Origin of the sequence: Brevibacterium sp. HMSC07C04 (assembly GCF_001815905.1) — a bacterium.
Lineage (GTDB): Bacteria > Actinomycetota > Actinomycetes > Actinomycetales > Brevibacteriaceae > Brevibacterium.
Genome location: NZ_KV823238.1, coordinates 44,753 through 66,562, shown reverse-complemented (window position 1 = coordinate 66,562; position 21,810 = coordinate 44,753). Strand labels below are relative to the sequence as shown.

Genomic DNA, 21,810 nt, shown 5'->3' with positions numbered 1-21,810 from the left:
ACCGGACAGACCATCGAGAAGCCGCCGCTGACGGAGTTTCCTGTGGGATGCTGATGCTATGCGCGCTCTCATCGCTGTCGATAAGTTCAAGGGCACCCTGACCGCCGCCGAAGTCACTGACCACCTGCGCCCCGTCTTGGAATCAGCTGGCGTCACCGTCGACGCCACGCCGCTAGCCGACGGGGGCGACGGCACTCTCGAAGCAGCCCAGGCCGCGGGATTTTCCCTGCGCGCGGCAGAGGTCACCGGTCCACTGGGAGGCACCGTGAGCGCTCGGTGGGCGCTGCGGGGTACGCGGGCGATCATCGAAATGGCCGAAGCCAGCGGCCTGGCGCTCCTTCAGCGTCAAGGCGGCTCTGTTGAACCGGCAACAGCGCGGAATGCCACAAGCATGGGCGCGGGAGAGCTCATCGGCCACGCGGTTGCGGCAGGTGCCCGCTCAATTGTGCTGGGGCTTGGAGGTTCGGCCAACACTGACGGCGGGATTGGAATGCTCATGGGGCTTGGCGCCGTGGTTCACGATGCACGCGGCCAGCGTGTTCGCGACCCGCGCGGCGCGCTTGCCCACGCTGCGAGTGTTGACCTGTCGACCCCGCTGCGACTTCTGGACGGGGTCGAACTGACGGTGGCGTGCGACGTCGACAATCCGCTGACCGGTCCGCGCGGTGCAGCTGAGGTGTTCGGACCGCAGAAGGGAGCGGACGCACAGGCGGTTGGCGACCTCGATTCTCAGCTGCGGGAATTCGCCCACAAGCTCGGGGCTGCGGATACTGCTGCGCGGGCCGGCGCCGGGGCAGCCGGCGGAACGGGGTTTGCGGCTCTGCTGCTGGGAGCGCACATGGAGTCTGGGGCGGATCTCATTCTGGACCTCACCGGCTTCGATGCCGCACTGGCGCAGGCTGATGTCGTCATCACCGGCGAGGGCCGCTTTGATGTGCAGACGCTCAGCGGAAAAGGCCCCGCGGTTGTCATTGAACGCGCCCAGCGGGCAGACCTTCCCGTCTTTGTGGTCTGCGGCTCTGCCGACTCTGAAGTGTCGCACGCGGGACTGGCGGGACTGTTCCAGCTGACGGACAAGGCCCCGGTCGAACAGGCGATGTCCGATCCGGGGCCCGTGCTCACAGCCGTCGCAGACGACCTGGCTGAAGCCGTCCTCAGCTTTCGCTGTCGTCGATGACGTTCTTCTTGCGGGTGAACATCACGAACACCGCAACGAGAGCACCGAGACCGGCAACTGCCAGCAGAATCAGCACAACCGGAGAAACGCCAGAAGCGTCCTGGCTGGCCTCTTCCTGTCCGGAAGCATCCGACTGCTTGCCGTCTTCGGCCTTGTCTGCGGTGTTGTCTTCGCTGGCGCCTTCCTCAGTCTTGTCGCCGTCCTTGACTTCGCCGCCGCTGCCGGCGGAATCAAGCAGAGTGAATTCAACCTTGCCGGAAATGGGGTGTCCGTCCTGGCTCACAACCCGCCAGGCAATCGTGTAATCGCCGGGTTTAAGATCGTCGGGCAAAGCCGCCGTGACGGTCCGGCCCTCAACGGTGATCTCTCCGGCTGAGAAGTCTTCACCGTCTTTTTCCACGCGGATTTCGCTGCCGATGTCCTGGATTTCGCCCGAGTAGTTCAGTTCGATCCATTCGGGCTGCTTGTCCAGTTTGGCTCCCTGCTTGGGGTTCGAGCCGATCAGCTGGTCGTGTGCCTGGGCGGGTACCGAGCCGAGTACCAGCGCCAGGCTGGCAAAAAGGGCTGCGGCAAGAAACCGCGAAAGCGAAGATCGGGTGGTCATGGCTGCTTCTCCAGTCGATATGCGGGGTACGGGCGAAAGTCCTTCGCTCAATTGTGTCCCATGCTGTCAGCCGCTGCGATGATTCCGTCCTGTGCACGAGCAAGCTCACGGTAGGTTGTTATGAAATCGTCAGCTGTGCCGTACCAGGGGTCTGCGACATCGGCTGCTGCCGCCGTCTCGGGCTCTTCATGCGCGTTCGCTCCGGGGTCGAACTGGTGAAGCATCCGCACAGGCGGCACATTTCCACCGGCTTGGCGTTCCAACCGGCGAATGCCAGCAACGTGCCGCGAGGTCATGGCGACCACCAGATCAATGTCGTCAAGGTCCTCTGCCCGCAGCTGACGAGGGCTGTGCTCGGTGACGGGAATACCGTTCTTCTCCAATTCTGCGCGCGCCCGATAGTCAATGGGGTTGCCGACTTCTTCGTCGCTTATGCCGAAGGACTCGACTTCGATATCGGTCCGCCCGCAGCCCGCGAGTTCGTGTTTGAGCATCATTTCGGCCATGGCAGAACGGCAGATATTGCCGGTGCAGACAAAGGCAATGCGGAAGGGCTTCATGGTCACTACGATGACACAGCCGGTAGCGTGGATGCCATGACTTCAGCTGATCTGCCCTACGGAGACCCTTCCGCTTCTTTCCGGGACGACCTTTTCCGCCGTGTGAACGGCACGTGGCTGGACACCCACGTCATTCCCGATGACCGCGCCGGCGATGGAGCTATGCGCGGACTGTTCGACGCGGCCGAAGAAAATGTGCGCACCATCATCACCGACCTGCAGCAGGCGGACTCTGATGGCGACCCAGACACGCAGATGCCAGCGGACCTCTACGCATCGTTCATGGACGTCGACACAATCGAACAGCTCGGCGTGAGCCCGCTGCGCGAACAGTTCAAGGCGATTGCCGACGCCGGCAGCAAGGAAGAACTCGCCGCGGTCATGGGCCGGCTGGAACAGGAGGGCGTCGGCGGTCTGCTGGCCGGCTTCGTGTCCGCAGATGCCAAAAACTCCGAGCGGTACGCGCTGTACTTTGAGCAGGCGGGAATCAGCCTGCCCGATGAGTCCTACTACCGGGCCGAAGAATCCGCGCCGATCCGCGAGGCCTTCCTCGCCCACCTCGAAGCGATGTCTGCTCTGGGCGGGCTGAGCGAATTTTCAGGGCTGTCGGACGCCGACTTCGCCCGCACTGTCTTCGACTTCGAAACCGCCGTTGCCAAGCACCACTGGGACAATGTGCGCACGCGTGATGCCGAAGCCACCTACAACCCGACCACACCCGAACAGCTGCGTGAACTCGCAGCCGGGTTCGACCTCAACTCGTGGCTCGAAGCCCTCGGCATCCAGCCCGAACCCGAACAGTTCATTGTGCGCGAACCCGACTTCGTCACCGGGGCCGCCCAGCTGTGGGACAGCACCGAGCTTGCTGCCCTCAAGGCGTGGCTGCTGTTCAGCGTTCTCAGCCGGTATGCAAACTACCTGAGCGCAGACATCGTCGAAGAGGACTTCGGCTTCTTCGGCCGGACCCTCTCAGGCACCCCCGAACTGCGCGAAAGGTGGAAGCGCGGCATCAGCACCGTCGAGGGCCACCTGGGTGAGCTCGTGGGCAAACTCTACGTGCAGAAGCACTTCCCTCCGGCATCGAAGAAGGCCATTGCCGAACTGGTCGACAATCTGCTGAAGGCCTATGAGAGCTCGATCAAAGACCTCGACTGGATGACCGAGACAACAAAGGCGCGGGCCCTGGGGAAGCTGTCGAAGTTCTCCGTCAAGGTCGGCTACCCCGATGTGTGGCGGGAGTACAGCTTCACTGTCACAGCCGACGACCTCGTGGGCAATATCCGTCGTTCTTCTCAGGCCGAACACCGCCGTCAGCTCGACCGGATCGGCGGTCCTGTTGACCACACCGAATGGTTCATGACTCCGCAGACAGTCAACGCCTACTTCCACCCGGTGCTCAATGAAATCGTGTTCCCCGCGGCAATCCTGCAGCCGCCTATGTTCGACGCCGAAGCTTCCGCAGCAGCCAACTACGGGGCGATTGGAGCGGTCATCGGCCACGAAATCGGCCACGGCTTCGACGACCAGGGATCCCGCTACGACGGTGACGGCAACCTCGTCAACTGGTGGACCGACGAAGACCGAGCGGGCTTTGAGGAGCGCACCCGCAAGCTCATCGACCAGTACTCCGCGCTGTCGCCGTGGGAAGTCACGGACGGCAGCACCGTCAACGGCGAACTGACGATCGGCGAGAACATCGGCGACCTCGGCGGTTTGGGGATCAGCTGGAAGGCCCTGCAGCTTGCTGCCCACGACAGCGGCCAGCCGCTGACCCAGGCTGACCGCGAAGCATTCTTCTGCCAGTGGGCCGCCGCGTGGCGTTCGAAGTTCCGCGAAGAAGAGCGCAAACGCCGTCTGGCAATCGACCCCCATTCGCCGGAGGAGTTCCGCTGCAACCAGGTGGTGAAGAACATGGATGCCTTTGCCGAAACCTTCGGAACACAGCCCGGCGACGGCATGTACCTGGCTCCGGAAGAGCGCGTGACCATCTGGTGACGCACTTCACCGGCACTGACGAAACTCTCAGAAACATCTTTTTAGCGTGAGGTTATGAAGAAGAGCCCTCTGGTGTCCTCTGTCCGGGCCGCTGCCGTCATCGGCGGTTCACTCGCACTCGTCCTCAGCGGCTGTGCCATCAAGGACGGCGCATCGCGCGAATCTCCCACAGCGCAGCAGGAGGCCACACCTTCCGAGGAGCCTCCCGGCGGCATCGCCACGGTCGGCGGCCAGGATTCCGCACAGTCGGCCGAAGCGGCGCGTACTGCCGTTCTCACCGCCGTTGCGGACGTCGATGACAGCGGTCAGGCCGTTGGCCTGAAAGCAGAAGATGACGGCTGGCTGATCACCGTCTACAGCGACGGGAAGAACACGCCGGTTCACGTCAGCGCTGACGGCGCAGAGGTCACCGGCAAGGACAAGGTCGAAGACCCGCCATCCGGTGCCGCGGACCAGTACTCGTCGATGCGCCAGACGGTCGATCAGGCTGTCCAGTCTGCATCGCGCACTGTGCGCGGTGAGGTGGTCGAAGTCGGCCCGGGCAGAAAAGACGGCCAACTGGGCTGGAAGGTCAGCATCGAGCCCGACGGTGCTGACAAACCCAAGGACGTGTACGTCCACCACCGCTCCGGCGACGTCCTCTGACGCGACGTCCTCCGGCGTGCCGAGCTCCGACAGTCCCACAAGCGCACGTATTCACTGACCAACACACTCAGCGAAAGGACAGTGACACACCACATGACTAAGCTTTCCACCCTCCTTGCCGCATCGGCTGCCGCCGGAGCACTCGCCCTGACCGGCTGTGGAAACTCCGAAGGAGACCAGCAGTCCAACGACGCCCAGCAGCAGTCGACCACACAGGCTGAGAGCCCCAGCACCGAGTCTGCAGGCGACCCGCAGAGCGAAAAGGGTGGTTCAGTCCAGACCGCGCAGTCGGCAATTGAGCTGGCTGAAAAGGAAATCGACGGCAAGGCCACCGAACTCGACTTCGATGACAGCCGGTGGGAAATCAATGTCATCAAGGGCTCGGAGAAGCACGAAGTCGTCGTCAGCCCCGAGGGCACCGAGGTCGTCAAGAAGGAAAAGGACGACGACCCCGCCGACCAGGAAGACGTCGACGCTCTGAAGAAGGTGAAGACTCCCCTCAAGGACGCTCTCGGCACAGCCGTTGACGAAAAGGGCGGCGGCACAGTCGACGAAGCCGACCTGACGACCGGTTCCTCCCCCGCGTGGGAGGTTGAGGTGTACCCCGAAGGCGAAACCGATTCGGTTGACGTCTACGTTTCGGCCGCTGACGGCAAGGTGACCGACAAGTGACGAACCCTGCTGTCTAGGGCAAAGACTGCGGCAGCAATTTGCCCCTCGGCAGCAGAATCCCCAAGCACCAAAGACACGAGGTGCCGCCCGGCTGGAACCGGACGGCACCTCGACTGGTTACGGGGCCTGAACCCGCTCAGCTGCGCTCGGTGTGGATCATGCGGATGAAGCGGTTGACCAGGTCGTTCCAGGAGCGGATGAGTGAATCGTCTTCGACTTCCGTGCTCGCGCGCAGACGGCCCAGTGGGGCATTGGGGTTTGTGACCAGGCTGCGGAACAGGGCGTCTTGGGCAACGTCGTCGCTGAGGCTGACTTCGACCGAATCGACCGCCCCGACTACCGACTGCGGCACCGGGAGGTCACCCCCGTCGATCTGCGCACCAGCGGCCACTTCCATCAGACGGCAGGCGTCTCCGACGGCAATTGTCGGGATGTGCGAGCTGATCGCGTCGTCGAGGAACCCGATGACGTCGTCACGTGAAACCGCCCACCCCTGCTCGTCGTCGGCAAAGCCGAAGACGATGACGCCCTGGTAGCCGATGGGGCTGGGCAGCAGCTCGCCTTCGTGCAGGCGCACAAAGTCGCAGCGGATGCCGCCTTCGGACAGCTGGTCGAGTGTGCGTCCGTAGAACAGGTTCGCGCTGGTCTCGACGACGACGATCGGGGTGCGCAGTCCGTTTTCGCTCAGGGTCTGCCGAGGCGCCTGCTCGCCTGCCGTGATCGGCTCGCTGATCCTGTTCTCCGGCACGGGAGCGGGGCAGGTGGCGAAAGGGGTGAAGGCCATGGGGAAGTTGACCGCGCGGTTGAAGTCGACGATGACACGCCCCGATGAATCGGGGGTGCCCACCGACAGGCGCCGCCACTGCGATGTGGTTCCGCCGTTGGTTCCGTCGTAGAAGTCCAGGTGGAGCCCGGTTTCGGGGTGTCCCGTGGCCAGTAGGGTGTGGGCTGTGCCGTGCAGGTCGAATTCGACGGTTCCCACAACATAGGTGCTGATCTGCAAGCCCGGTGCGGCCGTGTCGATCCTCCGCAGCTCCGGTTCGGCATACGGGGTGAACTGCCCCTGGACTGCGAAGCTCGGGTCGATTTCGAAGGTGGGAATGTCGATGAAGCTGCTCAGAAGCTTCGAACGGGAATCGCGAATCCGCAGTCCCATGTAGCCGTCGCGGTTGAGGGCTTCGATGACCACCGTCCCGTCGGTCAACCACATAAGCGATGCACCCTGGGGCAGCCACACGGACTGCCTGCCGGTGTCCATGCTGCGCACAACCTGCACGCGCTCGGCCCTGGGGAAGGTGATGTCGTCTGCCATGACGTCAAGCGCCGCGGCGGTGGGGCCGATCGCACTGCCCGGTTCGGCGTCGAAGTGCAGCCAGTCATTGCTGCGGGTGAACCTGCCGGGGATTTCGCACACTGTGCGTTCGTCACCTTCGGCCAACCAGATGAGGCCCGTCAGCGAGAGCCAACCGTGCTGGGTGGCCAGACTGGCAACGCGGGAGTCGTGCCACTCCTCCCAATCTGCTCTGTACTCTTCCACTGATCACCTTCTGTTGAGCAGTTCCGTGCGAATCAGGAACAACAATAGCGCTGTTGGTTCTGTGAAAACAGGGTTCTACGCCTGCAGCGTGGCCGCCGAAACGTCAATGCGTCGACGGTACATGTTGAGGCAGCTGAGTGCGAAAAGCGCAGCGCAGGCACTCGTGGTCGCAAGGAAGCCAGCACCGGTGCCAAAAGCGTCGATGAGTGAGCCGACGAGCGCGCTGATGAGCGCCTGGCCGACAACGATGCCGGTGGTCATCATCGCCATCACGGTTGTCACTCGACCCACCGGAGCGACCTCCGCGGCAATCGAAAACAGCGTGACGAGCGCCGGGCCGATGCCCACACCGCACAGCACGAGACCTACGAGAACCGCCGGGAATACCGGCAGGACCGTGAACACAAGGGTCCCCGTGAACGCCACTGCGGCGAACACCATCCAGCGCGCGGCAAAGGTGAAGCCCCGGGGCAGAAGCACAACGGCAAATGCGCACAGCGCTGAACCCACGCCCATCACGGCGTAGTACATACCCGCGGCGGCCGCCTTGTCGAACTGTTCAAGGAAGCTGGTGAGGCTGGCAAGCGTCGAACCGAAGAACATGCCGATGCAGGCCATGCCGGCCGGCGGCAGCAGAACGGACAGCCGGAAGATCTCGGAAGCCGGAGCAACAGCGGGAGTCTCCTGCGCCTCGTCAGCTGTGGACTGTTCCATCATGTTCCGGGCGTGGCCGCGCACAAAGCGGGACGACGGGTGCAAAGCGAAGCCGCTGATCCCGATGAGAGTGGTCAGGGCCGCAACATCGAGCGGCACCACGATGCCGAAGGCCACCGCAATGGCTCCGACAACAATCGGCCCGGCAACGAAAACAGCCTCGTCGGTAAAGGACTCATAGGGCAGAACAACCGATGTGGCCTTCTCGGCCTGCGTGCCGGAATAGGAGCCGCGGATTGCCTCGAGCCAGCGTGAGCGGACCATAGATGCTGCCTGCGGGCTCGTCGCGCCGATCGCGAAGGCCGCCGCGTAGACAGTCCACGTGGCAGCGTCGGCCCGCAGCGCCCAGCCCAAGCCCCACAGCGAAGCCGCGTTCGTGACAGCAAGGCACAGAAGCAGGCCCCGCTGGCCGAAGCGGTCGGCAAACCAGCCGAAGAAAGGGCCTGAAAAGGCTGTGGCTAAGCCCACGAGAGCCGAAGCCACACCGGCTTGCGTATAGGAGCCGCGCACGCCGACGACTGATGTCATGACGGCTACAACCGACATGGCATACGGTAGTTTTGCCAGTATTGCCAGGGGGAAGAAGCCCCAGCCAACCAGCCGCGCTAGACCAGAGAACACCGTGCAAGGCTAACAGGCGGCTCTGAGTCCAGCGCTGTGACGACAAGCTCAGGAGGAGCGCATGTCCACCGCCGCTGAAAAAACAGCCGCGCAGAAGACCGCAGCGCAGAAGACCGCATTGGAACTCGGCGAGTACACCGCGGCATCACCGTCGTCCTACCACGCTGCCGCAGAAGCTGCTCGGCGACTGCAGGCGGCGGGCTTTGAGCTGCTTGACGAAGCCCAGGCGTGGAACCTGGCCCCGGGTGGCCGCTACGTGCTGGTCCGCGATGGCGCCGTAACCGCTTTTGCGCTGCCTGCTGATGTTTCCGCTGGGGATCTGCGCTACCGGGTGTTCGGTGCCCACACGGACTCGCCGGGCTTCAAGCTCAAGCCCGGCTCGGCGCACACCGCGGCAGGCTTCACCCAGGTGGGCGTCGAAGTGTACGGCGGAGTGCTGCTCAATTCGTGGCTCGACCGCGAACTGTGCTTTGCCGGCAGGCTCGCACTGCGCGACGGCACGACCGTGCTGGCGCGCACACCGGGCATCGCACGGATCCCCCAGCTGGCCATTCACTTGGACCGGCAGGTCAACGACGGGCTCAGACTGGACCGTCAGCAGCACACCGTCCCGGTGATCGGCCTGGAGGTGTGCGGCGGCGACGTCATCGAGCTGCTGGCCGAATCCGCCGGTGTTTCCGCAGACCGGGTGGTCGGCCACGATGTCATCACCGCACCCGTGCAGGAAGCTGCCCTGTTCGGAGCCGCGCAGGAGCTTCTGGCTTGTTCGCGCATGGACAACCTGTCCTCCACATTCGCTGGCCTGCGGGCAATGGAAGAACTCGACGCGAACAACCTGACGGCCGTATCGGTATTCATCTCCAACGACCACGAGGAAGTCGGTTCGGAAACCCGCACCGGTGCATCGGGCCCAATGCTTGCAGACATTCTGGAGCGCATCTCGATCAGCGTGGGGGCTGACCGGGAAGAACATCTGAGGGCTGTAGCGGGCTCCATCTGCGTCTCCGCTGACGCGGGCCACGCTGTCCACCCCAACTACCCGGAGCGCCACGACCCGCAGGTGCGGCCGACCCTCGGTGACGGGCTGCTGCTGAAGCTCAACGCGGTTCAGCGCTATGCAACGGATGCTGCGGGCACCGCCGAATGGGCACGCCTGTGTAACGCGGCAGGTGCCCAGTTTCAGCCGTTCGTGTCGAACAACGCCCAGCCCTGCGGTTCCACCATCGGCCCGCTGACGGCCACCCGCCTGGGCATGACTGTCATCGACGCGGGCATTCCGCTTCTGTCGATGCACTCGGCAAGAGAAATGGCGGCCGTCAGCGATATCGAAGCGCTCGTCAGGCTCGCCCACGCGCACCTGGGATGAGGACAGCCGGATGAATGATGCGGAAAGCGCCGAACACGTGAACCGTTTGGCTCATGCGACCTCGCCGTATCTGCGCGCCCACGCCGACCAGCCGGTCGACTGGCACCCGTGGGGCGCGGAGGCCTTTGCCGAAGCCAAACGCCGCGATGCGCCCCTCATGGTGTCCATCGGCTATTCCACGTGTCACTGGTGTCACGTCATGGCGCGGGAGTCCTTCAGCGACACGGGCGTCGCAGCGCAGATCAACAAGTACTTCGTTGCCGTCAAAGTCGATCGCGAAGAGCTTCCCGCTGTCGACGAGCAGTACATGAACGCGCTGCAGGCCATGCGCGGTCACGGCGGCTGGCCGCTGACGGCCTTCGCGGACGCTGATGGGGTGCCGTTCTTCCTGGGCACCTATTTCCCGCCCGAGCCGCGCATGGGTCAGCCGTCGTTTTCCATGGTCCTGCAGGCCGTTGCCAACACGTGGCGGGAGCGGCGAGCGCAGGTTGCCGACATCACGGCGAAGATGCGCTCAACCCTGGAGCAGCTGGCGGCTGGCCCCGAATCTGCGCAGACTCCAGCGCAGGCCGCACAGACCGGGGCTCCAGCGCAGGCCGGGCCCAGCTCGCAGACCAGCCCCGCCGACCCTGCCGCGCAATCCGAACAGCGACCCCTCGACCGTCCCTTCGAAAGCGCGGTGTCTTCGGACATTCTCAACGCCCAGCACTGGGCGCTTATGGACGAAGCCGACACGACGAACGGGGGTTTCGGCTCGGCGCAGAAGTTCCCGCCGCTCATGTCGCTCATGGCTCTCATCAAGGGTCACCACCGCGGTCCCGAGCGGCTGGGTTTCATCCGCCGCACGTTCTTGTCGATGGCTTCGCGCGGTCTGCGCGACCACGTTGCCGGTGGGATCTTCCGCTACTGCGTCGATCCGCACTGGTCGGTGCCGCACTTCGAGAAGATGCTGTACGACAATGCGCTGTACCTGCGGGCGAGTGCCGCGTGGTTCGGGCTTGAAGAGTCTTTGGCCCCGGGTTCGCGCTGGGCCAGGCTTGCTCGCCGCGAAGCCTATGACACGGCAGAGTTTCTGCTGCGGGACATGCGGTTGGACTCCGGCGGCTTTGCCACCGCGCTGGACGCCGATTCTCTCGACGCGCACGGCCAGCCTGCCGAGGGCGCTTTCTATCTGGAAAATCACGAGGTGGAGCTCACCGGATCTCCCTACGAACCTGTTCTGTCGCAAGGGCTGGGCTTGGTGCTCCACGCCCCGGGAATTGAGCAGTGGGCTGAGAATGATGAGGCTGGCCAGAACAGCGATGACAACCAGCCAGAGCCGTGGCTGACACAGACGGCGCTGGCTGCCCGCGCGGATCTTCTGCGAGCGCGCGAACACCGCGCCGTCCCACTGCGCGATGACAAGCTCATAACGGCACACACCGCCATGACGGCTTCGGCATTTGCCTTTGCGTCATGCGTTTTTGACGAGCCCGAATGGTTCACTGCCGCTGAACAGGCCTTTGCGGCTGCGGCAGCACTGCGCACGCAGACCGGTTTGGCTCGCTCTGCTTTTCACGGGGAGCCCGGCCCGGGTGCGGCGGGGCTTGTGGACTGGGCACAGCTGGCCGACTGCGCCGTTGCACTGGGCCGTGTCAGCACCGCCCGGGAGCTTCTGACCGAACTCAGCAAGCGCTTCTTGGACGGGACAGTGCGGGACTACGAACACGATCCTCTTCTGGCTGCCGGTGGGATGAGCGCATTTGATGACACCGAACCGTCCGGTGTGGCAGCTGCCGCCCACGCGGCCCTGTGCCTGGGACTGCTTGATGAAACAGCCGACGGCACACAGTGGCTGCAGACGGCTGAGCGTCTGGTGCTTGCCGCATCGGACGTCATGTACCGTGCCCCGCGGGCAGCCGGATGGCTGCAGGTCACCGCGGAGGGGCTGCTCAACCCAGTGCGGGTTGAAAGCGCCAACCCACGGCTGCTGAGCATTGGGGCTTGCCACCCTGTGACAACCGTGCTCAGTCGGCAGGCACCGGGAAGTGCTGTCGGCCAGCCGCAGGCGGAGGCAGCAACAGTGTGCCTCGGCCACGAATGCAGCCTGCCCACAGCGGATCCGGGACAGGTGCGACGACTGCTGGACGGCGCCTCGTCATAGAGAAGCGGGCGGGACAGGTCACCCCGCCCCGCCCGCACTGCGCTCCTCGGCTGTCAGACCGCGGCGGTTTCGGCTGAATCGTCGAACACGATCACCTGGCGGATGGCCCGCCCGTCAGCCAGCTGGTCCATCGCCTCGTTGATTTCCGACAGGCGGATGCGCGAGGAGATGAGCTCGTCTACCGCCAGTTTGCCTTCCAGGTAGAGCTGCGCGTAGGTGGGGATGTCGCGGGCGGGCACGGCAGAGCCCAGGTAGGAGCCCTTGACTTCGCGAGCACCGGCAGTCAGCGCCAGCGGGGCGATGGTCGAGGTGGCTGCCGGGTTGGGCAGGCCTACCGTCACCATCGACCCGCCGAAGCCGATCGCGTTATAGGCGGTTTCGAAGGCCTTGGCGTTGCCGGCGGCTTCGATCACCCGGTCTGCTGTAATGCCCTGTTCGGCAACTTCCTGCGGTGTGAAAACACGATCAGCGCCGAGTTCCTTGGCGCGGTCGAGTTTTTCTTCAAGCGCGTCGACGGCAATGACCTCTTTGACGTCTTGGGCCAGGGCCACAATGAGGGCGGCCATGCCGACCCCACCCAGGCCGACGATCATGACGGAGTCCTCCGGGCCGGGCTGGGCGGCGTTGAGCACCGCCCCTCCCCCGGTGAGCACGGCACAGCCGAGCACTGCCGCGATGTCTGCAGGCAATTCCGGCGGCACAACGACCGCGCTGGCCGCATCGACAACCGCGTGGGTGGAAAAGCCGCTGACGCCCAGGTGGTGGTAGACGTTCTCGCCGTCTCGGCTCAGATGCGCCGAACCGTGCAGCAGAACGCCGTCATTGTTGGTCTTCGAACCCACTGAGCACGGGAGCTTGCCGTCTGTGCGGCACTCGCGGCATTCCCCGCAGCGGGGCAGGAATGACATGCTGACCCGATCGCCTACGGAAATGCCTTCGACTTCACTGCCGATCTCTTCGACAATGCCCGCCGATTCATGCCCAAGCAGCATGGGCATGGGACGGGGACGGTTGCCGTCAACCACCGAAAGGTCGGAGTGGCAGACTCCCGCCGCCTCAATGCGCACCAGGACTTCAGTCGGTCCCGGGTCGGCCAGGTCGAGGTCGGAAATGCTGATGGGCCGCGACTGTGCGTAGGGCCGTTCAGCATCCATGCGCTCAAGCACTGCGCCGGTGATCTTCACTGGGAACCTCCTGAATTCTGGGCCGTGATGCTTGAGTCTAAACGCTGAACCGCAGGTTTACAGCGTTCCGCCGGACTTCTCCTTCATCCGGGCATCAAGACGGGCCGTGTGGTCCTGATCGTGACGGCCCAAAACAAAGTGCAGGACAACACCGATCGCCACACCTATCAAACCGGGAACAACCCAGCCGAGCCCTTCAGCACCCCACGGCAGCGCATTGAGCATCGAATCGACTGCTGTGCCGCCCAACCCTGCTTCCTTCAGGGCGCCCAGAACACTGATGACAGCCGTGAAGATGACAGCCAGACGGTAGACCAGACGGTCACCTCGGAAGAGCTTCTCAAAGAAGTACAGGAGCACCAGCACCAGGGTGACGGGATACACCGCCATCAACATCGGCAGGGCCAGCGCAATGAGGGCGTCCAGGCCGACATTGGCGAACAGAAAGCCGATCAGCGAAAACACGACCGCCCACACCCGGTAGGACACCTTCGGCACAAGCTCCGAGAAGAACTCCGCCATCGACGACACCAGGCCAATCGAAGTGGTCAGGCAGGCCATGATGATGACAGCCGCCAGAAGAGCACCCCCGATGTCACCGAAAAGGGCGCGCGACACCTCGGCCAGCAGCGCTCCGCCGTTGTCCTGTTCGCCCACCGCACCACGGCTTGTGGCCCCGATGTAGCCCAGCGAAATGTAGACCAGCGACAAGCCGATCGACATGACCAGAACAACCCACGGCATCTTCCTGCGGATGACGGTCGGATTGGTCACCCCAACACCGGAAAAGCCCGACACCACGAGAATGCCCAACACCAGGGCAGCGACCGCATCGACCGTCAGATAACCCTGAACAAAACCGGTCTGCAGAGCCGCATTTGAATAATCGCCAACCGGCTCACCGAACCCACCCAGGGGGCTGATGAGCGCCTTGATCGCAAACACCGCGATGACCAGCACCAGAACCGGGGCAAGCATTTTCCCGATCCAGTCGACAATCTTCGTGGGGTTGGCCGCAAGCACCAGGGTGATGATGAAGAACACCAGCGCGTACAGCACCAGCGGCCACTGGGCATCGCCCGCGTTCGGCAGAAGCGGGGCAACCCCCACCTCGTAGGACACGGTTGCGGTGCGCGGAATCCCGAAAGACGGCCCGATGAGCAGGTAGGCGACCACTGTGAACACAACACCGAAAGCGTGACCGACCCGGGCCGATAGGCGGGCCAGTCCGCCCACTCGGGACACCGCCACGAGCGCAAGTGCGGGCAGGCCCACACCCGTCAGAAGAAAACCGAGAATCGCCCACGGGAAGGCGGTTCCCGCCTGCTGGCCCAAAAGCGGCGGGAAGATGATGTTCCCAGCACCCATGAACACTGCGAAGAACATCAGCCCAAGCGTGATCACTGTTCTGAACGGCACGGTCTGGGTGGTCTGCTTCTGCACGGGATCTCCGTAGTTAGGGGAATGTGAGCACTTCGGGGCGGGAGGTGGGCGCCCGCGGCAGGACTTCACATAAGATTCGAGAACAGAACACTACCCTGCCGCACCCTCAGCACAGTTGAAGACACCGCGCGTGTTCCCCCTCTCTCCCACAGTCTTCTCAGGCCTGTTCTACAGTGGAGAGAGTTCTTTCGTGGCCAAGGCGAGCGCTGCAGACAGACGCTTCGTGTGACCACAGCATCCCCATCAACACCCCAGGAGTCCCCATGGAAGCCTTCAACGAACTGCTGTCAACCGTCGATGGGTGGCTCGGGTGGCTTCTGCTGTTCGCTCTGCTGCCGCTGGGCCTGTACTTCACGGTGCGCACCGGAGTTGTGCAGCTGCGCCTGCTGCCGGAGATGTTCCGGGTCATCAAAGAACCAGCCGGACGTGACGCTGAGGGCAACAAGAACATCTCACCCTTCCGTGCATTCTCAATCTCAGCGGCTTCGCGCGTGGGCACCGCCAACATCGCCGGTGTGGCCCTGGCAATATCCGTGGGCGGACCGGGTGCCCTGTTCTGGATGTGGGTGACCGCAATCGTCGGCGGTGCCACCGCGTTCGTCGAGTCCACCCTCGGACAGCTGTACAAAGTGAAAGACCGCGCGACCTTCCGCGGCGGACCGGCCTACTACATTGCGCGCGGGCTCAAGAGCCCGTGGCTGGGCTCCGTTTTCGCCGTCATCGTGATCGTCACCTACGGCATCGTGTTCAACACCGTGCAGTCGAACTCGATCGTGGATGCCCTGTCCACCTCGTTCGACATGGACACCCCCACCTTCGGCTTCAAGGCGATCATCGGCATTGTCCTCGGTGCTGCCGGCCTGGCGATCTTCTTGGGCGGCGTGCAGCGGATCTCCAACGTCACCGCCTTCATCGTGCCGGTAATGGCAATCCTGTACCTGTTCCTGGGCATCCTGGTGGTCATCGCCAACCTTTCGGCCGTACCGCCGATGCTCGCGCTCATCGTCCAGCAGGCCTTCACCATGGAATCGATCTCCGGTGCCGCATTCGGCGTCATCATCACGCAGGGAATCAAACGCGGGCTGTTCTCCAACGAGGCCGGCATCGGCTCCGTACCGAACGCGGCTGCCACCGCATCGGCTTCCCACCCTGCCAAGCAGGGCCTCGTGCAGGCGCTCGGCGTGTACTTCGACACGATCCTCGTGTGCTCCATCACCGGGTTCATCGTCCTGCTGTCGAACCCCGAATACGATGAAGCGGTCGGCGCTCAGCTGACCCAGACCGCGCTGGCTGCACAGCTTGGCCCGTGGGCGGTGCACTTCTTGACGATCGCAATCTTCTTCTTCGCGTTCTCGTCGATCATCGGCAACTACTACTACGGCGAATCGAACCTCGAATTCATCACCAAGTCCAGGGGCGCCATGCTGACCTACCGCTTGGTGGTCATGGCCTCGGTGTTCATCGGCGCAGTCATTGCACTGGAGACCGTGTGGACGGCTGCGAACATCTTCATGGCGATCATGGCCATCATCAACCTGTTCGCCGTGGTCATGCTGTCTGAGAAGGCATTCAAGCTGCTCAAGCACTACACGGAGCAGCGCCGCAGCGGCAAAGCGCCCATTTTCAACCAGAAGGACTTCCCCGAGTTCGACGGTGTGACCGCCTGGGACGGCACCGACGAAGTCACCACCAGGGAATTCTGGGAGAACCAGCGCCAGAAGAAGGCCGAGAAAAAGAACAGCTGACCCTTCCAACGCACAGAACAGCAAAGCCCGCCGGGCCTGACCCGGCGGGCTTTGCGATCCCCACTCCCCGCTATCTCAGCGGAAGAAGCAGGCAAAGCGGGAGGTGAGCGGCGCCTCGGGCCCTGTCAGTCTGCAATGTAGCCGCGGGCAAACCGGCGCAGCTGCCCCGCCGCTACATCGAAGGCCGCACGGTCGGACAGGAAGACGTCGTGCACGGCCCGCGGCACCCGGGCCAATACGGTTTCGCGGCCCAGGCTTTCGGCCCGCCTGGCAATCCGATCGACGTCGAGCACGATGTCCGAGTGCGCCATCTTCGTTGTGTACGACGTGGCGCGAAAGCTCTCCATGGCGATCTGCACGAGCACCGGTTCGCGAATGTCCAGGCCCTGTGCAACCGCTTCCTGCCCGTCGAAGATTGCCCGCAGCCACTGCCCGTAGACGGGAAAGCCGTTCGGCGGTTTGAGCGCCAGATCCCACGGCGGGGCGCCGTGGTTTTCGCTGGCCGCCTGCACGTAGAAGTTCGGGATGACCAGCGGAAGCGCACGAGGTGCCCTCTCCTTGCGCTTGCTGCCGCCGAGGAACGGAGTGGTGATCCTCCTGGCCGCGGTGGAGAACTGGAACTCCAGCCACGGCGCATTGAGGGCGAGGGCCGCCAGGCGGCCCGGATTGCGGTTGGCCCACAGGGCTGCAATCAGCCCGCCGGTCGAATGGGCGGCAAGCACTGTCCGCGCACCCGGGTTCTCTTCACTGATGACGGCGAGCGCCGCCTCGACTTCTTCGTCATAGGCTGCAAGGTCGTCTATGTAGCCGGGTTTCTGTTCAGGGTCCCCCGGCCGCAGATTCCGGCCGTAGTCGCGCAGGTCCAGCGCGTAGAACTGTGCTCCGAAATCTTTCCACAGGCGCGCCAATCGGCGGTTGAAGAAATAGTCAGACCAGCCGTGCAGGTAGAGAACAGCCGTGTCGCGCAGGAAGCTCTCGCTTCCCGGAGTGCGTTGCGGTTCCGGGACCGCATCGCACCGGACAAGGGTAGCCCGTTGCCTGCCGGCAAGCGGCAGAGCGAGCTGCTGAAAGCCGGGACCGAGGATGTCCCGATGCCATTCGCCCCATTCCATAGCTCAACCTTACTGGAGGGTTTTTTAACGGTTTTTTGAGACTTCAGGGGCAGGCCCGCATCATTTGCACTAATATCTAAGCCACTGATGTGCTTCACGTCACCTCGTCAGCGGGGCGGCAGAGAACATCGGGCGCCCCCTGTGAATGTCCCCGACACCAATGAGACCAGATGATCGCCTACATCCTCCGGCGCGTTGTCAACTACGTGATCCTCACGGCGCTGGCAACCACGTGCGCGTACATGCTGACCTCCAGCTTTATGGATCCGGCAAAGCGCTACCGAGGCAAGAATCCCCCGCTTCCCGAAAGCACCATCACTGCCAGGCTCGATGAACTGGGCGTCAACCCCGACACTCCGCTCATCACCCGCACGTGGAACTGGGCAACGAACATCCTCTTCCACGGGGATTTCGGTCTGACAGTCGGCGGACAGCCCGTGCTCACCGAAATGCTCAGCCGCTCCGTTGTCAGCCTGCGCCTGCTGATCGTCGGCAGCATTCTGGGTGCGATCCTGGGAGTGGCACTCGGCGTGTGGGGCGCAGTCCGACAGTACAAAGCCTCAGACAACATCATCACCGGTCTGACATACGTCATCAACGCAACCCCGACGTTCGTCTTGGGCATCATCCTCATGATCCTCGCAACCGGGTTCAACAATGCCGTGGGCACGCAGCTCATCAGATTCGTCGGGCCCGCCACCCCGGGGGTGCACGGCTTCTGGCCGCAAGTGGCCGACACAATATCCCACATGCTCCTGCCGACGATTGCGCTCGTGCTGTTCGGTGCCGCCATCTACTCCCGCTATCAGCGCTCAATGATGCTTGATGTCCTTGGCGCCGACTACATCCGCACAGCCCGCTCAAAAGGGCTCACCCGTAAGACCGCACTGTGGAAACACGGCGTGCGCGTAGCCATCATTCCCATGTCCACGTACTTCGCATACAGCTTCGGCACGATGCTCGCCGGTTCGACGTTCTTGGAAATCATCTTCTCCTGGAACGGCATGGGGAGGATGGCCCTTGACTCCATCACAGGCTCCGACATCAACGCGGCAGCCGGCACCACCTTCTTCGCGGCCATGCTCGTTCTGATCTCCTCCACGCTGTCAGAAGTGCTCTACGCCGCACTCGACCCCCGAGTGAGGTCATGATGAACGACAAGACCGCGCACAACGCAGACCCCTCCATCAATGCAGCCCCCACCGCAGACATTGAACGCCCCGCGGGCAATATCGGCGAAGACGCACTGAAAACAGTTGCCGAAGCGCAGCCGGTGTCCCGGTCCCGTCTGATCTTCCGTCGGCTGTTCTCCTCCCCGCGCTTCTGGATCGGCGGTTCGATACTTGCGTTCATGGTCCTGTTCGCCCTGTTCGGCAACGTGATCAACATCTACGGGCCGAACGACCAGGACGCCTTCAACCTCAACAAGGGGCCTTCGGCCGAACACTGGTTCGGAACCGACACCGACGGCTACGACATCTACGCACAGGTTGTCATCGGTCTGCGCAAGTCGATCATCATCGGGCTTGCCGCCGGCATCATCGGCACCCTCATCGCCGCCATCATGGGCTCACTCGCCGGGTATCTGGGCGGCAAGGTCGAAATGGCCATCAACTGGCTCATCAACTTCATGCTGGTGCTGCCTTCGTTCTTCGTCCTGCTGCTGTTCGCCCCGGCGCTGAAGGGCTTGTCGTGGGTGGCAATCATCATCATCGTGGCGCTGTTCGCGTGGATGGTGACCGCGCAGGTCGTCAAAGCGCAGACCAAATCGCTGCGCAACGCAGAATTCGTCCAGGCTGCCCGCTACATGGGCCTGGGAACACCTACGATTCTGGTCCGCCACATCATTCCGAACATTTCGTCACTGCTCATCGTCGATGCGACCCTCGGCGTGGTCGGCGCTGTGTTGGCTGAAACATCGCTGTCGTTCTTCGGCCTCGGCGTGCAGTCACCGGACATCTCAATCGGCACTCTGCTCTCAGCTGGAACCTCCGGTGCGGTCACCCGCCCCTGGGTGTTCCTCTTCCCCGCCGCCGCTCTCGTACTGCTGCTGACAGCAGTGTCCGTTGTTGCCGACGCGCTGCGCGATGCCATCGACCCCACATCAGGAGTGAACCGTGGCTGACACCGAACTGCCCACACAGACCACCACCTCGGGCAATACCGCTGACGAGGCTCCCGTTCTCGAAGTCGAAAACCTGTCCGTCACCTTCCCGCAGCGGAAATCGGCTCCCGTTGAGGCCGTCCGCGGAGTCAGCTACTCCGTGAAGAAAGGCGAATTCCTCGCGATTGTGGGCGAATCCGGTTCCGGAAAGTCGGTGTCGTCAACCGCGGTCATGGGGCTGCTGCCGTCGACCGCGCAGATCAGCGGCGACATCCGCTACAAGGGCGAGTCTCTCATCGGCAAAACCGACCACCAGATGTCACAGCTGCGCGGATCGAGCATCGCCATGGTCTTCCAGGACCCGCTGTCAGCACTCAACCCGGTGCACCCGGTGGGCAAGCAGATCGTGGAAGCGCTCATCATCCACAATCCCAAACTCTCCAAGGACGATGCGTGGGAGCGCGCGGTCGAACTGCTGCGGGTGGTCGGCATTCCCGACCCGGAAAACCGGGCCAATGCCTTTCCCCACGAATATTCCGGCGGTATGCGCCAGCGAGCGATGATCGCAATTGCGATTGCCAACGACCCCGACCTCATCATCGCCGACGAACCCACAACGGCCCTCGACGTGACGATTCAGGCCCAGATCATGGAGCTGCTGCGCAAGGCCCAGGAACTCACGGGTGCGGCCATCGTCCTCATCACCCACGACCTCGGGGTCGTCGCCGGCTACGCCGACAAGGTGGCCGTCATGTACGCCGGGAAGCTCATTGAGACCGGCAGCATTGACGACATCTTCTACTGGCCCCGCATGCCGTACACCATCGGCCTGCTGCGCTCTGTGCCCAACGTCGTCACCGCCGGCAAAGAGCGCCTTGTCCCCCTTGAGGGCAGGCCGCCGCAGCTGAACGCTCTGCCGAAGGGCTGCCCGTTTGCGCAGCGCTGCCCCATTGCCGTGGAGGCCTGCCTTGAAACCGAACCGCACCTCGAAGAGGTCCACGGCGAGGTGCCGGCTGAGCAGGCCGTGGTCGATTCCGAAGGGCACTTCGCCGCCTGCATCCGGGCTGACGAAATCGAATCCGGTGCGCTTCAAGCCCACGAAATCTTCCCGCGGCCCGAACCAGTGGAAATCGTCGATCGCTCCGGTTCGGAGAAAGTTCTCGAGGTGACTGACCTCGTGAAGCACTTCCCGCTGACAAAGGGCGCTGTGTTCCGCCGACGCGTGGGCACCGTACGGGCCGTCGACGGAATCTCCTTCGAGCTGCACACCGGGCAAACACTCGGCCTGGTCGGCGAATCCGGCTGCGGCAAATCGACCGCCGTCACGCAGGTGATGGAGATGAAGAAACCCCAGTCGGGCACCATCACCATCAACGGCATCAACATCGAAAGCGCAAGCCCCCAGCAGCGCCGGGAGATGCGCAAGGACGTGCAGATCGTCTTCCAGAACCCCTCGGCCGCTCTCGATCCGCGCCTGCCGGTGCTCGACATCGTCGGCGAACCGCTGACGGCTCACGGCGTGGCAAAAGGCGATCGCGAAAAGCGCGTCGGCGACATGCTGGAGCTGGTCGGGCTCGACCGAAGCATGGCATCGCGCTACCCGCACGAATTCTCCGGCGGGCAGAAGCAGCGCATCGGCATTGCACGAGCGCTCATCACCGACCCGAAGGTGCTCATACTCGACGAACCGGTTTCGGCTCTCGACGTGTCGATTCAGGCCGGTGTCATCAATCTGCTTGAAGACCTGCGCGACCGCCTGGGGCTGTCCTATGTCTTCGTGGCCCACGACCTCGCCGTCATCCGCCAGATTTCCGACATCATCGCCGTTATGTACTTGGGCCGCATCATCGAATACGGACCCGTCGGCGAAGTCTATGAAAACCCCAAGCACCCCTACACGCGTGCGCTCATTTCGTCAGTGCCCGTCCCAGACCCGAAGATCGAATCGCAGCGCTCCCAGGTGCTTCTGGAAGGCGATCTTCCTGCCCCCACGCAGGAATTCACGGGGTGCGCATTCGCAGCGCGCTGCCCCCTATACAAACTGCTCGACGCCGACGCCCAGGCTCAGTGTCGAGAGGTCAGCCCCGGACTGAACAAGGTCGGGCAATCGGCAGCCGCGTGCCACCACACGGACAACAGCGGACTGTTGGAGAAAAACCACCCTGCGGTCTGAACGACCCCCGGAGAA

General features: G+C 63.5%; 17 protein-coding genes. 10 read left to right on the top strand and 7 right to left on the bottom strand.

Features of this window, described 5'->3' with window-relative positions:
- The first annotated feature begins 58 nt into the window (after positions 1 to 58).
- On the top strand, positions 59 to 1,177 hold the full coding sequence (locus HMPREF3162_RS01895; protein ID WP_070575703.1) for a glycerate kinase: 1,119 nt from the start codon (positions 59 to 61) through the stop codon (positions 1,175 to 1,177).
- Here the strand turns inward: HMPREF3162_RS01895 and HMPREF3162_RS01890 are convergent.
- Positions 1,155 to 1,781 (bottom strand): copper resistance CopC family protein, encoded by a 627-nt coding sequence (locus tag HMPREF3162_RS01890; RefSeq protein ID WP_070575706.1) that lies wholly within the window; start codon positions 1,779 to 1,781, stop codon positions 1,155 to 1,157. The genes HMPREF3162_RS01895 and HMPREF3162_RS01890 overlap by 23 nt on opposite strands.
- 47 nt (positions 1,782 to 1,828) lie before the next feature.
- Positions 1,829 to 2,341, bottom strand: a complete 513-nt coding sequence (locus HMPREF3162_RS01885; protein WP_070575709.1) for a low molecular weight protein-tyrosine-phosphatase — start codon at positions 2,339 to 2,341, stop codon at positions 1,829 to 1,831.
- A 36-nt stretch (positions 2,342 to 2,377) separates the two neighbouring features.
- On the opposite strand from HMPREF3162_RS01885, the gene HMPREF3162_RS01880 reads away from it, so the two are divergent.
- From HMPREF3162_RS01880 to HMPREF3162_RS01870, 3 genes are all read left to right on the top strand, one after another.
- Positions 2,378 to 4,336, top strand: a complete 1,959-nt coding sequence (locus tag HMPREF3162_RS01880; protein WP_070575712.1) for a M13 family metallopeptidase — start codon at positions 2,378 to 2,380, stop codon at positions 4,334 to 4,336.
- A 54-nt stretch (positions 4,337 to 4,390) separates the two neighbouring features.
- Positions 4,391 to 4,981: a PepSY domain-containing protein gene (locus tag HMPREF3162_RS01875; RefSeq protein ID WP_070575715.1), complete on the top strand. Its 591-nt coding sequence runs from the start codon at positions 4,391 to 4,393 to the stop codon at positions 4,979 to 4,981.
- A 93-nt stretch (positions 4,982 to 5,074) separates the two neighbouring features.
- Positions 5,075 to 5,653 carry a PepSY domain-containing protein gene (locus tag HMPREF3162_RS01870; protein WP_070575718.1) on the top strand — a complete coding sequence of 193 codons (579 nt, stop codon included), beginning with the start codon at positions 5,075 to 5,077 and terminating at the stop codon, positions 5,651 to 5,653.
- Positions 5,654 to 5,789: 136 nt separating this feature from the next.
- Here the strand turns inward: HMPREF3162_RS01870 and HMPREF3162_RS01865 are convergent, their stop codons facing one another.
- Entirely contained in the window at positions 5,790 to 7,190 is a 1,401-nt protein-coding gene (locus tag HMPREF3162_RS01865) for a DUF1684 domain-containing protein (RefSeq protein WP_070575721.1), read from the bottom strand.
- Between the two features lie 75 nt (positions 7,191 to 7,265).
- Positions 7,266 to 8,450, bottom strand: coding sequence for an MFS transporter (locus HMPREF3162_RS01860; protein ID WP_141750239.1), 1,185 nt, complete (start codon positions 8,448 to 8,450; stop codon positions 7,266 to 7,268).
- 136 nt (positions 8,451 to 8,586) lie between these two features.
- On the opposite strand from HMPREF3162_RS01860, the gene HMPREF3162_RS01855 reads away from it, so the two are divergent.
- Both HMPREF3162_RS01855 and HMPREF3162_RS01850 read left to right on the top strand, forming a co-directional pair.
- Positions 8,587 to 9,891 carry a M18 family aminopeptidase gene (locus tag HMPREF3162_RS01855; RefSeq protein ID WP_070575725.1) on the top strand — a complete coding sequence of 435 codons (1,305 nt, stop codon included), beginning with the start codon at positions 8,587 to 8,589 and terminating at the stop codon, positions 9,889 to 9,891.
- 10 nt (positions 9,892 to 9,901) lie between these two features.
- The gene (locus HMPREF3162_RS01850) at positions 9,902 to 12,034 is read left to right on the top strand and encodes a thioredoxin domain-containing protein (protein WP_070575728.1); all 2,133 of its coding nucleotides are present in this window, start codon (positions 9,902 to 9,904) and stop codon (positions 12,032 to 12,034) included.
- 53 nt (positions 12,035 to 12,087) lie between these two features.
- Here the strand turns inward: HMPREF3162_RS01850 and HMPREF3162_RS01845 are convergent, their stop codons facing one another.
- Together HMPREF3162_RS01845 and brnQ are read right to left on the bottom strand one after the other, a co-directional pair.
- On the bottom strand, positions 12,088 to 13,218 hold the full coding sequence (locus HMPREF3162_RS01845; RefSeq protein ID WP_070575731.1) for an alcohol dehydrogenase catalytic domain-containing protein: 1,131 nt from the start codon (positions 13,216 to 13,218) through the stop codon (positions 12,088 to 12,090).
- A 57-nt stretch (positions 13,219 to 13,275) separates the two neighbouring features.
- Positions 13,276 to 14,661, bottom strand: coding sequence for a branched-chain amino acid transport system II carrier protein (brnQ, locus tag HMPREF3162_RS01840; protein WP_141759524.1), 1,386 nt, complete (start codon positions 14,659 to 14,661; stop codon positions 13,276 to 13,278).
- 263 nt (positions 14,662 to 14,924) lie between these two features.
- Here brnQ and HMPREF3162_RS01835 point away from each other — a divergent pair, with 263 nt between their 5' ends.
- Positions 14,925 to 16,406 carry an alanine/glycine:cation symporter family protein gene (locus HMPREF3162_RS01835; protein WP_070575735.1) on the top strand — a complete coding sequence of 494 codons (1,482 nt, stop codon included), beginning with the start codon at positions 14,925 to 14,927 and terminating at the stop codon, positions 16,404 to 16,406.
- Between the two features lie 125 nt (positions 16,407 to 16,531).
- Here the strand turns inward: HMPREF3162_RS01835 and HMPREF3162_RS01830 are convergent, their stop codons facing one another.
- Positions 16,532 to 17,518: an alpha/beta hydrolase gene (locus HMPREF3162_RS01830; protein ID WP_070575738.1), complete on the bottom strand. Its 987-nt coding sequence runs from the start codon at positions 17,516 to 17,518 to the stop codon at positions 16,532 to 16,534.
- A 170-nt stretch (positions 17,519 to 17,688) separates the two neighbouring features.
- Here HMPREF3162_RS01830 and HMPREF3162_RS01825 point away from each other — a divergent pair, with 170 nt between their 5' ends.
- From HMPREF3162_RS01825 to HMPREF3162_RS01815, 3 genes are read left to right on the top strand one after another with little or no spacing between them, the layout of a single operon-like run.
- Positions 17,689 to 18,669, top strand: coding sequence for an ABC transporter permease (locus HMPREF3162_RS01825; protein ID WP_070776762.1), 981 nt, complete (start codon positions 17,689 to 17,691; stop codon positions 18,667 to 18,669).
- Positions 18,666 to 19,643 (top strand): ABC transporter permease, encoded by a 978-nt coding sequence (locus tag HMPREF3162_RS01820; protein ID WP_256278303.1) that lies wholly within the window; start codon positions 18,666 to 18,668, stop codon positions 19,641 to 19,643. Before HMPREF3162_RS01825 ends, HMPREF3162_RS01820 begins: the two co-directional genes overlap by 4 nt.
- The gene (locus HMPREF3162_RS01815) at positions 19,636 to 21,795 is read left to right on the top strand and encodes an ABC transporter ATP-binding protein (protein WP_070575742.1); all 2,160 of its coding nucleotides are present in this window, start codon (positions 19,636 to 19,638) and stop codon (positions 21,793 to 21,795) included. The genes HMPREF3162_RS01820 and HMPREF3162_RS01815 overlap by 8 nt, the downstream gene beginning before the upstream one ends.
- Positions 21,796 to 21,810 lie beyond the last annotated feature (15 nt).